General features: G+C 33.8%; 16 protein-coding genes, 4 tRNA genes and 1 pseudogene. 6 read left to right on the forward strand and 15 right to left on the reverse strand.

From position 1 onward, the window contains the following. Window positions 1-63: 63 nt before the first annotated feature. A complete protein-coding gene (locus A6B44_RS02045) occupies window positions 64-243 on the reverse strand; it encodes a hypothetical protein (RefSeq protein WP_090923204.1) in 180 nt (59 codons plus the stop codon). 127 nt (window positions 244-370) lie between these two features. Here A6B44_RS02045 and A6B44_RS02050 point away from each other — a divergent pair, with 127 nt between their 5' ends. The 6 genes from A6B44_RS02050 to A6B44_RS02075 all read left to right on the forward strand — a co-directional run bounded on the left by A6B44_RS02050 (window position 371) and on the right by A6B44_RS02075 (window position 9,675). Further along, entirely contained in the window at window positions 371-673 is a 303-nt protein-coding gene (locus tag A6B44_RS02050; protein ID WP_090923202.1) for a hypothetical protein, read from the forward strand. Beyond that, window positions 648-2,204 carry an LTA synthase family protein gene (locus A6B44_RS02055; RefSeq protein ID WP_090923201.1) on the forward strand — a complete coding sequence of 519 codons (1,557 nt, stop codon included), beginning with the start codon at window positions 648-650 and terminating at the stop codon, window positions 2,202-2,204. The genes A6B44_RS02050 and A6B44_RS02055 overlap by 26 nt, the downstream gene beginning before the upstream one ends. A gap of 135 nt (window positions 2,205-2,339) precedes the next feature. Then, window positions 2,340-5,888 carry an exodeoxyribonuclease V subunit beta gene (gene recB / locus A6B44_RS02060; protein WP_090923199.1) on the forward strand — a complete coding sequence of 1,183 codons (3,549 nt, stop codon included), beginning with the start codon at window positions 2,340-2,342 and terminating at the stop codon, window positions 5,886-5,888. Window positions 5,889-5,975: 87 nt separating this feature from the next. After that, window positions 5,976-6,272 (forward strand): YbaN family protein, encoded by a 297-nt coding sequence (locus A6B44_RS02065; RefSeq protein WP_090923197.1) that lies wholly within the window; start codon window positions 5,976-5,978, stop codon window positions 6,270-6,272. Between the two features lie 87 nt (window positions 6,273-6,359). Next, window positions 6,360-8,753 (forward strand): endopeptidase La, encoded by a 2,394-nt coding sequence (gene lon / locus A6B44_RS02070; RefSeq protein WP_090923195.1) that lies wholly within the window; start codon window positions 6,360-6,362, stop codon window positions 8,751-8,753. Window positions 8,754-8,943: 190 nt separating this feature from the next. Next, window positions 8,944-9,675, forward strand: a complete 732-nt coding sequence (locus A6B44_RS02075) for an SPOR domain-containing protein (protein ID WP_090923193.1) — start codon at window positions 8,944-8,946, stop codon at window positions 9,673-9,675. A gap of 110 nt (window positions 9,676-9,785) precedes the next feature. Here A6B44_RS02075 and A6B44_RS02080 read toward each other — a convergent pair. From A6B44_RS02080 to recA, 14 genes and pseudogenes are all read right to left on the reverse strand, one after another. Beyond that, window positions 9,786-10,691, reverse strand: a pseudogene (locus A6B44_RS02080) (IS256 family transposase, variant Zn-binding type); the annotation flags it as partial. A 161-nt stretch (window positions 10,692-10,852) separates the two neighbouring features. Next, window positions 10,853-11,647 carry a glucosamine-6-phosphate deaminase gene (gene nagB / locus A6B44_RS02085; protein WP_090922487.1) on the reverse strand — a complete coding sequence of 265 codons (795 nt, stop codon included), beginning with the start codon at window positions 11,645-11,647 and terminating at the stop codon, window positions 10,853-10,855. A 16-nt stretch (window positions 11,648-11,663) separates the two neighbouring features. Next, entirely contained in the window at window positions 11,664-12,533 is an 870-nt protein-coding gene (locus A6B44_RS02090) for a MurR/RpiR family transcriptional regulator (protein WP_090922490.1), read from the reverse strand. Between the two features lie 169 nt (window positions 12,534-12,702). Further along, the gene (gene recN, locus A6B44_RS02095) at window positions 12,703-14,388 is read right to left on the reverse strand and encodes a DNA repair protein RecN (protein WP_090922492.1); all 1,686 of its coding nucleotides are present in this window, start codon (window positions 14,386-14,388) and stop codon (window positions 12,703-12,705) included. A 145-nt stretch (window positions 14,389-14,533) separates the two neighbouring features. Then, window positions 14,534-14,608, reverse strand: a tRNA-Gln gene (locus tag A6B44_RS02100). A gap of 55 nt (window positions 14,609-14,663) precedes the next feature. Further along, a tRNA-Gln gene (locus tag A6B44_RS02105) sits at window positions 14,664-14,738 on the reverse strand. Between the two features lie 27 nt (window positions 14,739-14,765). After that, a tRNA-Leu gene (locus A6B44_RS02110) sits at window positions 14,766-14,850 on the reverse strand. 16 nt (window positions 14,851-14,866) lie between these two features. Next, window positions 14,867-14,943 (reverse strand) — tRNA-Met (locus A6B44_RS02115). A 166-nt stretch (window positions 14,944-15,109) separates the two neighbouring features. Then, window positions 15,110-15,922 carry a shikimate dehydrogenase gene (gene aroE / locus A6B44_RS02120; RefSeq protein WP_090922494.1) on the reverse strand — a complete coding sequence of 271 codons (813 nt, stop codon included), beginning with the start codon at window positions 15,920-15,922 and terminating at the stop codon, window positions 15,110-15,112. Window positions 15,923-15,925: 3 nt separating this feature from the next. Beyond that, window positions 15,926-16,480, reverse strand: coding sequence for an L-threonylcarbamoyladenylate synthase type 1 TsaC (gene tsaC / locus A6B44_RS02125; protein ID WP_090922496.1), 555 nt, complete (start codon window positions 16,478-16,480; stop codon window positions 15,926-15,928). After that, a complete protein-coding gene (locus tag A6B44_RS02130; RefSeq protein WP_090922498.1) occupies window positions 16,480-17,007 on the reverse strand; it encodes a DNA topoisomerase family protein in 528 nt (175 codons plus the stop codon). Before A6B44_RS02130 ends, tsaC begins: the two co-directional genes overlap by 1 nt. Before the next feature lie 11 nt (window positions 17,008-17,018). After that, window positions 17,019-17,285 carry a N(4)-acetylcytidine aminohydrolase gene (gene yqfB, locus A6B44_RS02135; protein WP_090922500.1) on the reverse strand — a complete coding sequence of 89 codons (267 nt, stop codon included), beginning with the start codon at window positions 17,283-17,285 and terminating at the stop codon, window positions 17,019-17,021. Window positions 17,286-17,315: 30 nt separating this feature from the next. After that, window positions 17,316-17,759, reverse strand: coding sequence for a recombination regulator RecX (gene recX / locus A6B44_RS02140; protein ID WP_090922502.1), 444 nt, complete (start codon window positions 17,757-17,759; stop codon window positions 17,316-17,318). A 65-nt stretch (window positions 17,760-17,824) separates the two neighbouring features. Continuing rightward, the gene (gene recA / locus A6B44_RS02145) at window positions 17,825-18,919 is read right to left on the reverse strand and encodes a recombinase RecA (protein WP_090922504.1); all 1,095 of its coding nucleotides are present in this window, start codon (window positions 18,917-18,919) and stop codon (window positions 17,825-17,827) included. Window positions 18,920-19,013: the final 94 nt, after the last annotated feature.

The following is a 19,013-nucleotide window of genomic DNA, read 5'->3' on the forward strand; positions in this document are numbered from 1 at the left end:
AGGGTCGCATTTATGCTTCGACAAGCTCAGCAACCGTGCTTCAATAAACATTTAGTTCTTATTTCAATTTAATTTACTAAATAAGCGGTACGATTGTGTGAAAAATTTGCAAAAAATAACACAATGACTGCCAATACTCGCCATTTTCTTGTGTAATTCATCGGCGGTAATAGGATAACTTTTTGGAATTTGACGTAATACTTCTAAATGGAATTGCACTGTGGTTGGTTTTTCAATAGCCATTCTAATTCCTCTTTAATATCTGAAATTTTAGTGAAGATAATAGAGGAAATAGTGTAAAATTAAAATAGTATTATTTATAAATCGCAGCTCTGACAAAGAGAGTGAAAGAAAAAGGAAAAGTAACATAATGAAATTGATAAAAAACTATTTCACAGTATTTTTTATCTGTGTATTTATTTCTATTTTTGCAAAACTGATTTTTGCTTTTTATGGTTTTGCAGATATAGAAATAACGGAAAAATTATATGCTGTGTTTTATGGCTATAAATTTGATTTTGCGGTAAGTGCAATAATCGCATTTTTAACCTTGTTTTTTGATTTTAATAAGAAATTACTGCTCGGTGTGGTTCTTTTACTGATGTTATTGCTCTTTGGCTTTTTAATGGGCGATATTATGTATTTCAATGATACAACGCCATATTTCATATGAAATTAAAGATGCAGTTGCAGAGGCTCAGGGGTTACTTGGGATAACTTTACGAAAATATTTAGAACTTTTTATTTTGGGTTTAATTAGTACGGCTATTTTTGGCGTAGTCTTTTTTAAATTATTAAATAAAAATTTAAGCGCAGTTAAATTCACAAAATCGTATCTTCCAGTAAAGTTATTATTGATTGCTGTGAGTGTATTTTTTGTGAGAGGGATGGTGCAACATATTCCATTAAATCCTAGCCATGCCTATAAAATTGGTAATCCAAAATTAGCAATGCTAAGTTTGAATGGGGCTTATAATGTTATTTACCAAAATATTAAGAACAAAGGTGATATAGAAATGACACCTAAATATCAGGTTTATAATGAAGCACAAAGTATAAAATCACTTTATATGAATCACTCAAAAGGTGTGGAATACAAAAAAGAGTTAGAACATCCTAATATTGTATTATTATTTTTAGAAAGTTGGGGAGCGTCCTTCTTAAAAGATTATGGTGGTCAATATGATATTACACCAAGATTCAGTGAGCTTTTAGCTAAATCTATTCGTCCAAAAGCAATGCTTGCTAATGGTCATAGAACGGTAGAAGGTCTATTTTCGACGCTTACATCATTTCAAAACCCTTTGGGAAAGAGTATTGCGAGAACATCGTTAGAATCGTTTGAATATACAACGCTTGTTGATTTATTTAAAAAACAGCATTATTCAAGTGCATTTTTTCAAGGTTTTTATGCTGATACGCTAGCAGGAACGATGGCTCAGAAGCTGGGTTTTGAAGCCTCTTATGGCAAACGTTCCATTAAAAATCGTCGCTATGAGGAAAACCATTGGGGAGTGCACGATCCTGATCTTTATGGTTTTGTGGTTGAAAAGACAAAAGAATTAAAAAAACCGTTTATTATCGGCATTAATACCACAACCACACACGATGACGTTGTACCAAAAGGGTATCCAATAAAACGTTTTACAGAAGATGATGTATTAAATGAACGATTAAATACATTTTATATGTCTGATGAAGCGACCTATGACTTTATTCAAAAAGTAGAAAAGGCATATCCAAATACTGTTTTTGTTTTATTAGCGGATCATACTGCTGATATTCTTGAAGATACTAATTTTCATAATTATTTAATTCCATTTGCGATTTATTCATACAAACTTAAACCTAAATATATTGATGAATTTATATCTCAGCGAGATATTGCGCCAACACTTATTGATCTTATACTAGGGGATTACCATAAAATTGCACCTGAATTTAGTGGTAAGTCATTGTTAAGAGATAATAATTTCTTTGCGGATTATTATCATAATGGCGTTTTGGGTGTGGTTAAAAATAATATTGCAATTGAAACCGTCGGCGATCAAACAAATTGTTTTGATGTATCTGATTTCAAATTAAAAGATATTTCTTGTCCAGATAATACGTCAGAAATTAAAAATCAAATAAAAGCGTTTACCAATATTCAGCAAGAATTATTGTTTAAAGGAAAAACAAAGAATTTTGCAACCTTTAGGTAGTTAATCGTATTCCAAATATCAAAACCTCATTTAAAAAAATTAAGTGAGGTTTTTGATTTTTAGCGGTCATTTCCCTATAAAAATTTGCAAATTTTCTATAAAATGATACCGCTTATTGAATAAAAATGGTTACTTATGAAAACGCTTGATCCTATTTCTCTTCCTTTAAATAAAGTGGCTTTAATTGAGGCTTCTGCTGGTACGGGTAAAACTTACACAATGGTGAATCTTTATCTTAGATTATTGCTCGGTGTGGGTTGCAAGCCTTTAACGGTGGAGCAAATTCTTGTGGTTACTTTTACTCGTGCTGCGACACAAGAGTTACGAGATCGTATTCGTGTGAGAGTGGCGGAAATTTCACTTTATTTTCAACAATATAATGAAATAGGAGAGTGTGAGGCGTTAACAAAAGATACTTTTTTATTTCAACTTTATCAAAATGTAGAGCCTCATTTAGCCTCTGCATTGTTGCGTTTACGGATTGCAGAGCAAGAAATTGATGTGGCGAGTATTTTTACTATTGATAGCTTTTGTCAAAAAATATTAACCAATTTTGCGTTTGATTCTGGAATGCGATTTGATATTGAGTTACAAGCCGATGAAACCGAACTATTAAAACGTTTAAGCGAAGACACTTGGCGAGAGTTATTTTATCACTCAACGGAGGCTGAAGCCGAGTTTATTTTAACCCATTTACACTCTCCACAAAGTATTTTAAAACATAGCCGATCACAATTAAGCGATGAGCTTCCTGAATTATCAAAAGAACAAAAAGCGCTTTTGAGCGGTGACTTAAATGCTATCTTATTGCGATATAAAACCTTTTTAAAAGAAGTGAAGCAATATTGGCAAGCCACCAATGAGGAAGTTTCCAAACTTATTTATTCTGATTTAGAGAAGGGCAATAAAAAATCTTTAAATGGGCGTTCTTATCAAGTGCGTTGGATTGAAGCTTGGTTTGCAGAACTTAATCAATGGGCAAATTCAACGAGAAATGATATTCCAAACTGTTTTGAGCGTTTTTGTCAGTTTTATATCAATGAAAAAACAGCAAAGGGAAAAACGCCTCTTCAAAATATCATTTTTGCAAAAAATGAACAATATCTCACCGCTTATCAACAAGAATTTGAACCCTTAATTAAGCAGCAAAAAACGATTTTAGAACTTAAGTTTTTATTTGCATTACGTCAAAAACTAGTGACATATAAAAATACCCATAAAGAACGTAATTTTAGTGATTTTACTAATGAATTAAACAGTGCATTGCAAAGTGAAAAAGGGCAGAAACTTGCCACACAAATTCGCCAACTTTATCCTTTTGCGATGATTGATGAATTTCAAGATACTAACCTTGCACAATATCAGGTTTTTAATGCCATTTTTATGGATAAAAATATACAAAATCAAGGGTTTATAATGATTGGCGATCCAAAGCAATCTATTTATAAATTTCGTGGAGCGGATATTTTTACTTATCTAAAAGCCGCAAATCAGGCTGATGAACAGACGACATTGAACAAAAACTGGCGCTCTCTACCTAATGTGGTGGAGGAAACGAATCGTTTGTTTAATTTTAATAACAACCTGAGTCCATTTATTTATACGGATATTCAATTTGAAGCTGTAGAATTTGATCATAAAAAGATAGCGTTACAAGGGCAGTCATCGATTCGTTATTTATTAGAAGATAATTATAAACTGGATGAATGTGCCAAACTCTGTGCAAAAGAGATTCAGCAACAATTAAAAATGGCAGAAGAGGGAACGTTATTTTTGCAAAAAGATCAACAAATGTTACCGCTTCAATCTCAAGATATTGCTGTATTAGTCAGAAGTTTTTCACAAGCAGAGAGAATAAAACAGGCATTGAAAGAACTAAATATTCAATCTGTTTATCTTTCTGAAAAAAATAGTGTTTATCAAACACAAGAAGCAAAACATTTATTGTTTTTATTACGTGCTTGTTTACATCCAAATAATCAACAGGCTATTTTAGCCAGTTTGGGAACGGATTTATGGCTTTTAAGTGCAAGTGAACTTGTTCAATTAAAAAATGATGAAAAAGCGTGGGATCAGTGGTTAGAAAAATTTACTGACTATAAAAAAATATGGGTAAAACAAGGGATTTTGCCAATGTTACATCATATTTTTATGTATGAAAAACTGATTGCGAGATTACGTACAACAGATAATGCAGATCGTAAAATTACCAATTTGTTACATTTGGCAGAGCTATTACAAAATGCAATGGCAACATTGGAGAATGAATCGGCTTTAGTACGTTGGTATGAAATGCAATTAGAAAGTGCAGATTATAATCAAGAAGAACAAGTATTGCGTTTAGAATCAGAACAAAAATTAGTCAAAATTGTGACTTTTCATGGTTCTAAAGGATTACAGTATCCTATTGTATGGTTACCGTTTTTAGGAGAACTTTCCAATGGGGAAAAAGGCGCCGTACTATATCGTGATCAATATAATCAATTAAAGTGGAGTCTAGGGCATTCTTCTGATGAAGTGAAAAAAGCGATGAATAAGGAGTCTTTTGCAGAGGAACTACGCCTTTTATACGTTGCAATTACAAGGGCAGAGTATCAAGTTAATTTCATCTTACCACAACAATTTAAAGGTAAAGGTTGGAATGCAATGGCGTATTTATTAACTGAAGGCGAAATTGGCGAAAATACAACAGATATCAATTTAATTGCAACAGATAAATTATTAGAAAAAAAACAGCTTGCTAAGCCAAGTGAGCAAGTACTTGCTTCTAGTGATTGGTCTCCAAAACAAAGGGAATATCTCAACTTAGAAGCGAAATCCTTTAATCGTAAAATTACTTATGATGGACGCTTAACCAGTTTTACGGCTTTACATAATTATAGCCAATGGAAGCAAGAACAGCAGAATGAACAAAATGAAACAGGGCAGGATTATGATTATCAAACGGTATTTATTAATCCTTTTGAAAATGAAAATATCGCAGATTATTCCCCTTTTAAATTTCCACATAGTACTAAAGTAGGAAATGTACTACATAAATTTTTTGAATATTGTGATTTTACTCAACCTATTGATTTAAAAAGTATTCAGCATCTTTGTGAACAATTAAACTTAGGTGAAGAATGGATTGCACCAACTGCACAATGGTTTGAAACTATTTTAGCAACACCCATAATCCAATGTGGAAACCGCTTAAACAACATCCCTAATACTCAACGACTAAATGAGCTTCCTTTTTATTTAAGATTAGAAAATACTTATGCGTTGAGTGAGTTAAATAAATTAATTAAAAAATATGCTAAGTTAAACCATTTACCAGACTTATCTTTACCTCAATTAAACGGTTTTGTAAGAGGTTTTATTGATTGTGTCGCTAAAATTGAAGATAAATTTTATATTTTTGATTACAAATCTAACTTTTTAGGACATTTTATAGAAGACTATTCCTCTTTAAATCTAGAAAAAGCGATGGGGCAATACCGTTACGATTTACAATATTTACTTTATACTTTGGCTATTCATCGCTATTTAAAACTACGCTTGCCCAATTATGACTATGAAAAAAATTTTGGCGGAGTAGCTTATCTTTTTTTACGTGGAATGAACGGAAATGCACAAAACGGTGTGTTTTTTGATAAGCCGAGTAAAGTGATGATAGAGGAAATGGATAAGTTGTTTGGATAAAATGTGTAAATTTTTGATGAAATGTGACCGCTTAATGATACAATTTACATATTATTTTATAATTGTGATAATAGGAATAAATAACAAATGGATAAATTTAGTATTAAAAACTCGGCACTGTTTGTTGCAGGCTGGTTTTTTGTTGGTTTGGGCGTAATTGGAATTGTCGTCCCTTTAATGCCTACGACTCCCTTCTTATTGGTAGCATTAATCTGTTTTTCTCGCAGTTCAGAACGGTTTCATTCGTGGTTGTTCAACCATCCGATTTTAGGAAAGCCTTTAAGAGATTGGGAGGAAACACGTCGTATTCCGCCTTATGCTATTGTTTTAATGGTTGTGATGATCAGTATTAGCCTCTGCACCTTAGTCTATAAATATTACTAAACCGTAGCAATTCATCATTTTTTACTTGAGATTCTTAAAGTCTATCCCCATAATAGATCTATTCCTATTTTAAAAAGAGTTTAATTTATGACAACAAATAAAAAAAGTATTGATTTACCTCTTCTTCCATTAAGAGATGTTGTGGTGTTTCCATTTATGGTAATGCCACTTTTTGTCGGTCGAGAAAAATCAATTCAAAGTTTACAAGCTGCAATGGATAATAATAAGCAGCTGTTTTTGGTGACACAAAAAGACCCAAATAATGAAGATCCTACTACTGATGATATTTATGATATTGGTGTCGTAGCAAATATTATTCAGATGTTAAATTTACCCGATGGTACAGTAAAAGTATTGGTGGAAGGGAAACAAAGAGCAAAAATTAAAAAGGTTACCGATAGTGAAGTCGGCTTTTTCGCTAATGTTGAACCACTCGTATCTGATTATCAAGACGATGATAATGAATTGAAGGCAGTAGTCAGAACAGTTTTAGCTGAGTTTGAAAATTATGTAAAAAATAATAAAAAAATTCCATCTGAGATTCTACCAAAGCTACAAAAGATTACTTTTGAAGAACGTTTAGCAGATACGATGGCAGCAAATCTCATTGCTTCTACAACGAAAAAGCAAGAGTTGTTAAAAGAAGTTAACTTAGTTGCACGTTTTGAGGCGCTATTAATTGTTATGGCGACAGAGTTAGATACATTAGAAACGGAAAGTCGTATTCGTAATCGTGTTAAACAGCAAATGGAAAAGAATCAACGTGATTACTATTTGAATGAGCAAATTAAAGCGATTCAGAAAGAGTTAGGTAATGGTGAAGATCAGGAAGAGTCTGAATTAGAGCAGCTTAAGCAAAAAATTGCAGAGGCAAAAATGCCCACTGAAGCTAAAGAAAAAGCAGAAAGTGAGTTAAAAAAATTAAAATTGATGCCTCAAGGTTCTGCTGAAGCAACGGTAGTACGTGGCTATATTGATTGGTTATTGCAAGTGCCGTGGAGCAAGCGGTCAGTTGTGAAGAAAAATTTGCAAAAAGCACAAGAGGTGTTAGATAAAGATCATCACGGTTTAGAGCGTGTGAAAGAGCGAATTTTAGAATATTTAGCGGTACAAACCCGTTTGAATAAATTAAAAGGCCCAATTCTTTGTTTGGTAGGGCCTCCAGGTGTGGGCAAAACCTCTCTTGGACAGTCTGTCGCAAATGCCACTGGGCGTAAATATATACGTATGGCGTTAGGTGGTGTACGTGATGAAGCAGAGATTCGAGGACATCGCCGTACCTATATCGGTTCAATGCCAGGACAATTAATTCAAAAAATGGCAAAAGTAGGGGTAAAAAACCCACTCTTTTTACTGGATGAAATCGATAAAATGGCACAGGATATGCGAGGAGACCCAGCTTCTGCGTTATTAGAAGTGTTAGATCCAGAGCAGAATAAAGCCTTTAATGACCACTATTTAGAAGTGGATTACGATTTATCTGATGTGATGTTCGTTGCAACCTCAAATTCGATGAATATCCCACCTGCACTTTTAGATAGAATGGAAGTAATTCGTCTTTCAGGCTATACCGAAGATGAAAAAATGAATATTGCTAGAAAACATTTGGTTGAAAAGCAAAAAAACAATAACGGCTTAAAGGCAGCAGAGTTAGATATTGAAGACAGTGCTATTTTAGGTATTATTCGTTATTACACACGTGAAGCAGGGGTACGTAATTTAGAACGTGAAATTGCCAAAATTTGTCGTAAAGCGGTAAAAGCATTGGTATTAGATAAAAAATTAAAATCAATTACAGTAAATGAAAGTAATCTTGATGAATACCTTGGTGTAAAACGTTTTGATTATGGAAAAATGGATACTCAAAATCGCATTGGTGAAGTAACAGGGCTGGCGTGGACAGAAGTGGGTGGTGATTTACTTACCATTGAGACTGCTTCTGTAATAGGAAAAGGTAAATTCTCATTTACTGGCTCTTTAGGCGATGTAATGAAAGAGTCTATTCAAGCGGCAATGGTTGTTGTACGCTCTCGTGCCGAAAGATTAGGTATCGCAACAGATTTCTATGAAAAACGAGATATTCACGTTCACGTACCTGATGGCGCAACACCAAAAGATGGTCCAAGTGCGGGTATTGCAATGTGTACTGCCTTGATATCTACTCTTACTGGTAATCCTGTGCGAGCTGATGTTGCAATGACAGGAGAGATCAACCTAAGAGGACAAGTGTTGCCTATTGGTGGTTTAAAAGAGAAACTATTAGCGGCACATCGTGGTGGCATTAAAACAGTGATTATTCCAAAAGAGAATGAGAAAGACCTTGAGGAAATTCCCAATAATGCAAAAGAAGCATTAGCTATTTATCCTGTAGAAACGATCGATGAAGTGCTTAGTATCGCGTTGGAAAATGCGCCAGAAGGAATTGTTATTCCAAAGAGTAATATTAAAGGGAAAACTAAAATAGCTCAGGCTATTCAATAAGAAGATAGCGGTATGATGTAGTTTAAAATTTGCAAATTTAGACGATTATCGTACCGCTAGTTATTATTAACCAGCTGTTAAAATTGACAAAAACAGGGCATTTAGCCCTATTTTGGTTGAGTAACCTAGCCAATTGATTATTTTTAAAGTAGAATTTGAGCAGTGTTGAGTGATTTTATAGGGTTTATTTGTGCAAAAACGTGATTATGTTCGTCCTTCAAAGAAGAAAAGTAATGTCAATACCAGTATTATTATTGCGGTAGTAATTGCGGTATTGCTGTCTGCAGCTTCATTCCTTTGGGTGTTGAAAGAAAAAGCGCCTGTGGAGTCGGTAGAGCGTATAAAAAAACCAACTAAATCGGAAGTTATACCAAGCTTACCAAGTGATCCAGAGAAAGGGTACAGTTATATTCGTGATTTACAAAACCGTGAAATTTCTATTGATGACAGTGAAAAAGCACTGACAGAACGTGCCCAGCTTAGTAAGAAGCAACAGACTTTATTAGAAGAAAAAAAATTAGCTGAATTAGAGCAAAAAAAATTAGAAGAGCAGCAATTGGCAGAACAGCAACAGCAAGATGAAGAGCCTAAAACTGTGGTGTCAGAGACTGATGAGAAAGTAGTGAAAAAATTGAAAGAGAAAGAGTTAGCAGAGCATTTAGCTTTAGAAAAGCGTAAATTGGCAGAAAGTAAGAGGAAGCACATAACAGCTGGTTTTGGTATTCAATGTGGAGCCTTTAAAAATAGAGACCAAGCCGATAATATGTATGCAAGGCTATCGATGGCAGGTTTTGATGCGAAAGTGGTGACACAATCGGGTTGGAATCGAGTAATGGTTGGTCCTTTAGGGGATCGTAAAGCTGCAAAAGAGGCGATGGAAAAAGCGAAAAAAGTGGCAGAGTGTTTAGTGGTTGGAATGTAAACTATAACTCTATGTTTAAATGTAAGGCATAGTAGACAAAATAGTTGGTAATTTTGAGGAGCTATGCCCATAGTAGACAAATGAGTTGGTTTTTATTATTTTATAAATAATTACCAACTCCTTTTATTTAGAAAATCTTTTATAAACATAATCTTATGGTATTTGGTTAAACCATTATGATTAGATAGTTTTCGTTTAAGTTCTCCAAATAAACTTTCAAGCCTATTTGTTGTTTTTTCTATATTTAATTCAGGATATTTTTCAAAAGTAAATAAATAATCCATATTATATTTTAAGCTCCTGTAAGCACTTCTTATATTACGATGTTTAAAAGGATATTTACCCTTTTCATTTATTTTATCGGAGCGTTCATTTAAATATTCTTTATGTTTTAAATACCAATAATGTAAATTAATATAGAACTCGTTTTTAGAGCTATTTTTTAATGTTTTAACTAATATTTTTAGCTCTTTTCCCGCTTCAGATTTAGGGTTCCTTGTTAATTTCCTTATTACATTTGCTATTTGATGAAATTGGCAAAGTTGTGCAGGCGTATTTAAAAAATCTCTTAATAATCCTCGTCTTCCATCACAAGTAATAGATTGAATAATATAGCCTTTTTCTCTTAATTTATTCATTGCTAATAGATAATAAAGATTTTTTTCTGTTGTCACAATTTGATGATAAATTACCTTCTTTGATAAAGTGTCCATAAAAACGAGAACACCAAAATTTCGACCAAAGAAAGTGGTATCCATCATTAAGTTCAATTTATTATTTTGTGGGATATTTAATGGCGTTTTAGGGGCTTTTAAAACATATCTTTGAATAGTTCTAACAGAGCAATTATATTTAATTGCTAGTTGCTTATAGGTTTGTTTACCTTCTGTGTAATCTAGCCAAATTTGGCTTGAATTTAAGGATTTTTTGAAGGTAAAAGTTTTATTACAAATAGAGCATTTATAACGTTGAACATTATTTTGGGTACCATATTTGTGAATATTCGTTTTATGACAAAAAGGACAAGTTTTTTATTCATTTTCAAAAAAGTGGGCTAAAGCACAGTAATATAAAGCTTTAACCCATTTTTTACCAACTATTTTGTCTACTATGCCAAATGTAAGAAAGCCTTCTTTATTTTTAGAATAAAGAAGGCTTTTTTGTAAGTGGAATAGAGCTAGCGAGCAACGTTTTGTTCAAGTTGCTTAAAGTATTTCACTGTTTTAACTTTAAGTTCTTGAGTTGCTGCTTCGTCACACACAATCACCGAGTTTTTGTGCATTTGTAAGCTGCTAATAGTCCAGAAATGATTAATCGGACCTTCGACACAAGCCTGAAGTGCAAGTGCTTTATTATGACCTGTAACAAGCAGTAACACTTCTTCTGCATCTAGTAAAGTTCCTACACCAATGGTTAGAGCAAACTTAGGCACCTTGTTAACATCATCATCAAAAAAACGAGAGTTAGCAATCAGTGTATCTTCAGTCAGTGTCTTAATACGGGTACGAGAAGAGAGTGATGATGCTGGTTCATTAAAAGCGATATGTCCATCCACGCCTACGCCACCCATAAAGAGATGAATTTTACCGTAAGCTTGGATCTTATCTTCATAGTCTTGGCATTCTTTCTCAATATCTTGTGTCATTCCATCTAAAATATGAACATTTTTAGGATCAATATCAATATGATTGAAAAAGTTTTCAAACATAAAGTAATGATAGCTTTGAGGGTGTGTTTTTGGTAAGCCAACATATTCATCCATATTAAAGGTGACAACATTTTTAAAGCTAACTTTTCCCGCTTGATAATATTCAATCAATTTTTTGTAAGTTTTAAGTGGCGTACCACCTGTTGGTAATCCTAAGACAAAAGGTTTGTCTGCGGTTGGATTAAACTGATTGATGCGATTTACAATATATTTTGCAGTCCATTCACTAACATTCTCAGCTGTTTCTAATGGTATAAGTCTCATAGAGTTTCCTTATTTTTCAATATTTATAATTAAAACGTTGTTCTGAAATTACATCTAATGTTTTTTGTTTATTCGCTGTTGCTTTTTTCTCTTCTTCTTTCACAATCAGGGTATAAATTAAATCAAGTATAAACAGTTGTGCAATTTTAGTTCGTAAAGAATCACCTTGTAACTGTCCTTGTTTATTACCATTGATTAAGACTAAATCGGCAACTTTTGTGATAGGGGAGCGTAAGTTATGGGTGATTGCAATTGTTTGTGCTTTATTTCTTTTTGCGATTTCAAGTGCCTGAATAATTTCTTGTGAGAACCCTGAATGGCTGATACCAATAACGACATCATTTTTATTCATTAAGGCTGCTTGCATATACATAAAATGATTATTCGTTATCGAATCCACTTGAAGCCCAATTCTCATAAATTTAGTTTTTGCTTCTTCAGCGCTTAATCCAGAGGTGCCAACACCGAATAAAAAGATTCTTTTTGCTTGAAGCAATGTTTGAACTACTTTTTCAAGTTCTTGGAAGTCCAATAAACTGATGGTTTTATCAGTGACTCTTGTAATGCTGATCTGTAATTTTTTTGCAATTTCAAGGTAAGAATCCTCACTTGAGATATCTTCTTCAAAAATAGAGTGATTGTTTGTTCTTGTTGCTAACTCAACGGCTAATGCTAATTTAAAGTCAGTGAAACCTTTGAACCCTAATGTGCGGCAAAAACGGATAAAGGTAGCCTCTCCAACACATAAATTTTCGGCAATTTCAGATAGAGAGCATTGGTTAAGCTCTTCTGGCATATTCAGCAATTTTTCTGCAATACGTTTTTCAGTTTTTGTTAAGCTATTATACAAAGAGCCAACAGTATCTAAAATATTTCTCACTGCCATAGTGTTCCCTTAAAATAATATAAATTACAAGCCATTTTGAAGTTTTTCTTATTTTATTATGAGTAATAATGGAGTCAATTAATCATAAATAAAATTATGATCTAGATCACGTTTTTATTTATGATTAAGTTAACCAGTTTATCATAGGATAGAGGTATTAATATGTTGATTACTCATATGCTTGAGCAAGTTCTAACATTTCTTTAGCGTTGGCGAGGACAGCTTCGGAAATTTTGTTACCTCCAAGTAAACGAGCCAATGCAGTGATACGCTCTTGTGGTCGTAAATTACTCATTTGGGTTTCAGTTTGCCCATCTTTGACATATTTTTCTACGTTAAAGTGGTGATGACCATAGCTTGCAACTTGAGGTAGATGGGTCACACATAATACTTGGCATTTTTTTGAAAGTTTACGGAGTAGTTGACCAACAGCAGTGGCTGTTGCACCACTGATGCCAACATCAACTTCATCAAAAATAAGGGTTGGCGTAGAAAGTTTATTTGCTGTTAAGACTTGTACTGCTAATGAAATTCGTGACAGTTCACCTCCTGACGCTATTTTAACTAAGGGTTGTGGTTGTTGACCTAAATTACTGCGTAAATTAAAGACGACGTAATCAGCACCATTACTGGAAAGTTTTTCAGGATTATGTTGTACATCAATAAAGAACTCGCTGTTTTCCATCGCAAGTTGTTTAATTTGTTTTGTTACCTTTTCTGAGAGTTTTTGGCTTGCTTCTAAACGCTTTTGGTAAATCTGTTCTGCTAGGTTTAAACACTTTTGGTAGGCGTTCTTTTCATCTGTGATGAGTTGTTCTTCACTCTCTTCAAAATCGATGAACTGCTGAAGCTCTTGTTGTAACTGCTGATGATGTTTCCATAAACTTTTTGTTGTCACGTTATGTTTACGGGCAAGATCCATTGCTTTACTGATTCGAGATTCTAATTCATTTAATAATTGAGGATCTTGTTCAATATTATTGGCAAGGGATTGTATATCAGCACTGGCTTCTTGAATTTGAATAAGTGCCTCATTTAACATTTCTTGAGCAGGTTTATAGCTAGCATCTACTTCCATTAATTCGTCTAAATATCGAATCGTTTGATATAACATTGAATCAATATTCATTTCTGTATTTTCAGTCAGTAATTCAAGAGAGTTTTGTGAGAGTGAAATAAGTTGTTCAGCATTAGCTAGGCGATTGTAATTTTCCTCTAACTCTTCAAATTCATTCTCTTTTAAGGCAAATTCATCAAGCTCTTCCACTTGATATTGAAGTAATTGTTTTTGAGCCAAATTTTCTTGGTAACGTTGTTTATAAGATTTTAATGCTTTGTTTAGTTTTTTCCATTCGGCATATTGTTTTTCCATTTGAGTAAGCAACGGGCTAATATTGGCATAATTATTAATAATTTCCAGCGGATAGTCATTTTTTAGTAATAATTGTGGAGCGTGTTGTCCATTAAGATGAATAAGGTATTGCCCCAATTCTCGTAATTGAGAAATAGGTAAAGGACGATTATTTACAAACGCTTTTGAACGACCTTCATTATTGATCATTCTACGTAGAATACACTCTTGAGGATTATCGTCATCTAATAATTCGTGTTCTTTTAACCATAAAAAGGCAGGGCTGTTTTGTTGCATTAAAAAGGTAGCAGAAATATCTGCTTTTGTTGCTTTATCACGAATCATTGAACTTTCAGAGCGATAGCCTAAGCACAACCCTAGTGCATCAATACCGATAGATTTACCCGCTCCAGTTTCACCTGTAATAACGGACATACCTTCACTTAAGGCAAGGTTAAGTTGGCGGACAATAGCAAAATTATTAATAGTTAAATGAGTAAGCATAGCAAAATCCATATAAAAACACTGTATGGATATATAGTAATACTGTTTTTTTAAACAGTAAAGTAAAAATTTAGATTTTAAGTATTAATGAGTAATATTAGGTCAAAATTCAATAAAAATAGCAGAAAAGAAAACGGAAAAAGAATGGCTGGGGTACTAGGATTCGAACCTAGGTATGCTGAGATCAAAACCCAGTGCCTTACCGCTTGGCGATACCCCAAAATGAAAAAAACTAACCAAAGTTAGTTTACCTGAATGTTTTATTAGTATTAAGATGGCTGGGGTACTAGGATTCGAACCTAGGTATGCTGAGATCAAAACCCAGTGCCTTACCGCTTGGCGATACCCCAATAATCTTAAAAACACAAACCGAAAAATGGTGCGGAAGGAGGGACTTGAACCCACACACCTTGCGGCGCCAGAACCTAAATCTGGTGCGTCTACCAATTTCGCCACTTCCGCAACTTGAAAATAAAAATGGTGGCTATGACGAGATTCGAACTTGTGACCCCAACATTATGAGTGTTGTGCTCTAACCAGCTGAGCTACATAGCCATTTTTATTTTTAAATTACATTACCATATCGGCTTTGCGGGGTGTATTATGCTGATTTCAACAGGATTCGTCAAATACTTTTTTATGAAAAAATCGTTTTTTTGTATTAGTTGAATGCAAAATCAACAGTTTGTTTTTAAATCAACCATTGAAATAAAATTTGATACTAAATTTCTATTTTGAGTTGCTGTAGTACAGGGGGGATTTCAGGCATTATACTTTCCCATAAATAAAAGGAGTAAGCAGCTTGTCCTACCAACATTCCCAAACCATCTTGAACTTGTTTTGCACCATTTTTTATAGCATAGTGTAAAAAAGGTGTGTTCATATTTGAAGCATATTGCATATCATACACTTTTGAATGTTGCAAAAGATGAGATGGTAGTGGGACATATTTTCCTTGTAATCCCAATGAGGTAGCATTAATAATTAAATCAAAAGATTGGTGATTCAATTGCTCAAGAGTAGTGGTTGTAATATGCCCAAATTTTGCAAATTTTTGTGTTAATGTCACCGCTTTGGCTAAGGTTCGGTTATAGAGAGTAATAGTTTGCTTTCTATTTAAGAGTGGATATAGTACGCCTTTTGTTGCTCCTCCAGCTCCTAAAATAAGAATATTTTGATTTTCAGTGAGCCATCCTAAGCGCTCCAAATCCATAACCAAACCCATTCCATCGGTATTATCTGCATATAAATTTCCATTATCTAACAATTTTAGTGTGTTGCAAGCCTCTGCTAATAAACAGCTTTCACTATGGCAATCGGCTAATTGAAACGCTTCTTCTTTAAATGGTGCAGTAATATTTGCGCCTTTTGCACCTTGTTGAAAGAAATCATAAATTTGCTGTTTAAAAAGCGTGCTATCACCTAATTGTGCTGAATAATCAATATTTTTACCTGTTTGCTGTGCAAAAAGTTGATGGATACGAGGTGATTTACTTTGTGAAATAGGGTTTCCCCAAACAGCATATTTATTCATCATTTACCCTTGTCTAAAAATGTATTGAGTAAAAATATCTCTAATTTCAGAAGGTTTCGTTTTTCCTCCTGTTGAGGCATTTAAAATTGGAAAGTGTTCACCAAATTGTTGTTGTACTTCTTCCACTGTATAGCAAGGAGGCATTCCTGAAAGATTAGCACTTGTTGATGTAATTGCACTTTGGGTGGCATTGCAAAGTTGAGAAATTGCAAAAAGTTTACACAATCTTACCGCTATAGTATCAAACTTACCTGTTAAATAGTGTGAAACAGTTGATTTTGCAGGCATTATCCAAGTAATAGCTTGCTCACCTATCTGATAAAATCTATTCCATTCTGTTTCCGTTAACTTTGTTTCATCAATATAGGGTAATAGAAATTGAGGATCAGATGCGAGTAAAATTAATCCTTTGTCCTCAGGACGATTTTTTAATTGTAATAATGCTTGAACAGCTTGTTCACTGTGTGGATTACAGCCCAAACCAAAAACGGCTTCTGTAGGGTAGGCTATCACGTTGTTTTGGTTAAATTGTTCAATGATTTGTTCAAAAGAGTACATTAATCTTCCTTGTTAAATAAGTACTGGCAGTGTGTGTTAGCGCAGAGGTACATTAAGTTTCCTCGCTGTTTTTTTTCGATTACTAATTCACTGCGGCATTGAGGGCATTGTTTTTGGATTGGTTTGCTGGGTAAAGTAAATTTACACTTTGGGAATCCTAAGCAGCCATAAAATATTTTTCCAGATCGCCCTGTTCGAGCAACTAACTTCTCTTTTTTACATTCAGGGCAATCAAACTCAATTTCTTGAGGTTCTTCGTGAACCGTAAAATGGCAATAAGGATAATGGCTACAACCAATAAAAATACCATAAGTCCCTTGTTTTAATTGTAAAAAATAACCACATTCAGGACACTGTTCTTCTAGGGTTTTAATAATATGGTAATTTTGATGTAATGGTTTTAAATAATCACAATCAGGGTAGCTTGTACAACCTAAAAAAAGCCCCTTTTTACCTTTTTTGATTTGCAAAGGTGCATTACATTGAGGGCAATGTTCAGTCTGTTTTTTAGGTTGAAAGAGGCTCATTTTAAGTTTAACTATATTAATTTATATTCAATCACAAAAAATTCATTATCATTCGGATAGATATCTCGAATAACAGTTTTTAATTGCTCTAATGTCATATTTTCTTGTTTAGCGTGTTCTTCATTTAATTGTTCAAATAAAATAGGAGTCACAGAGCTAACTTGAATTTTAGCAAAGAAGCGATCCGTTTCATTGGTAAACACCTCTAAAATTTGGTTAGGTTTGAAATAAGATTCTGCCTTATCTCGAATTGTAATGGTTTTTTTACTACTTAAAATATCTTGTTCAAATCGTTCAAAAAAGTGATTTTATTCATTATATTCTCCATTGATTAAGTCATTAAAATATTCAACATCAAAACCACGACCAAGCATAAATCGCCACATTTTTTGTTTGGCTTTGAGATCCCAATGTAATGGTTTTTTCTTGTTAAATACTTTCTGTGCTAAGTTATACCAATCAATTTCACTTTCATCAAGTTTTTGTGAAATAATTTTATTAGACACACCTTTCATTTGAAGTTCTTGTTGAATTTTTTTTGCGCCAAAACCTGCCGATGAACGATAACGAATATAGCTTTCACAAAAGCGCTCATCACTTTGCCAATTATTACTTTGAGCGTCATAAATGGCTTGTTCTATTTCATTTTCAAGATAGGATTTTTGTATCATTTTTTGACGTAATTCTTGCTCACTATAATCCCGGCGAGAAAGTAGGTAAATGATATATTGGATTGCTGTATATTTTGACATAGTAGATGTGAGAATTGATTGAACACCCATCATCATTGTTAGATGATGGGTGTGAAGTGTAACGATTAAAGTTCTTCGTCAGCAGCGTCTGTCGTTTTGTTTTTAGTATTACCTATTGTGATAGGTTCAATAAAATCCGCTTCTTTTTTATTCATTAAAAGATCACGAAGGTCTTTTTCTAATTTTTCAGTCACTTCTGGGTGTTCTTTTAACCATTTAATTGCATTTGCTTTGCCTTGACCAATTTTATCGCCTTCATAAGAGAACCAAGCCCCCGCTTTATTGATCATTTTATGGTTTACCGCAAGAGTTAAGAGTTCTCCCGTTTTAGAAATACCCTCTCCATACATAATATCAAAGAATGCTTCACGGAATGGCGGTGCTACTTTATTTTTAACTACTTTTACCTTAGTTTCATTACCTACAATCTCGTCACCATTTTTAATAGCAGTAGAGCGACGAATATCTAAACGCACTGATGCGTAGAATTTGAGGGCATTACCACCTGTTGTAGTTTCAGGATTACCAAACATTACACCAATTTTCATACGAATTTGGTTAATAAAAATCACTAAGCAGTTAGCATTTTTGATATTTCCTGTTAATTTACGTAGTGCTTGAGACATCAAACGCGCTTGTAATCCCATATGAGAATCGCCCATATCACCTTCAATTTCTGCTTTTGGTGTAAGAGCGGCAACAGAATCTACCACAATCATATCTACAGCACCAGAACGCACCAAAGCATCACAAATGTCTAATGCTTGCTCTCCATTGTCAGGCTGAGAGATTAATAATTCTTTAGTATCAACGCCTAATTTTGTTGCATATACAGGATCTAAAGCGTGTTCTGCATCAATAAATGCACAGGTTTTACCTGATTTTTGAGCCTGAGCAATCGCTGAAAGGGTAAGCGTGGTTTTACCTGAAGATTCAGGGCCATAAATTTCCACGACACGTCCCATTGGTAAACCACCGATACCTAAGGCAATATCAAGCCCTAAAGAGCCTGTTGAAATAGATTCAATATCAAGCTTACGATTTTCACCTAAACGCATAATAGAACCTTTACCAAATTGTTTTTCAATCTGAGCGAGTGCTGCATTTAATGCTTTCTCTTTGTTGCTATCGGTAGCGTTTTCTGTTTTGTTAGTTGCCATTGTGACGATCCTTTTTAATTCAAACTAAATGTGTTGAGAAGAATAATATACTGTTTGGATATACAGTGCAAGCCTGTTTTTTGATTTTTGCGAT

Origin of the sequence: Pasteurella skyensis (assembly GCF_013377295.1) — a bacterium.
Taxonomy (GTDB): domain Bacteria; phylum Pseudomonadota; class Gammaproteobacteria; order Enterobacterales; family Pasteurellaceae; genus Phocoenobacter; species Phocoenobacter skyensis.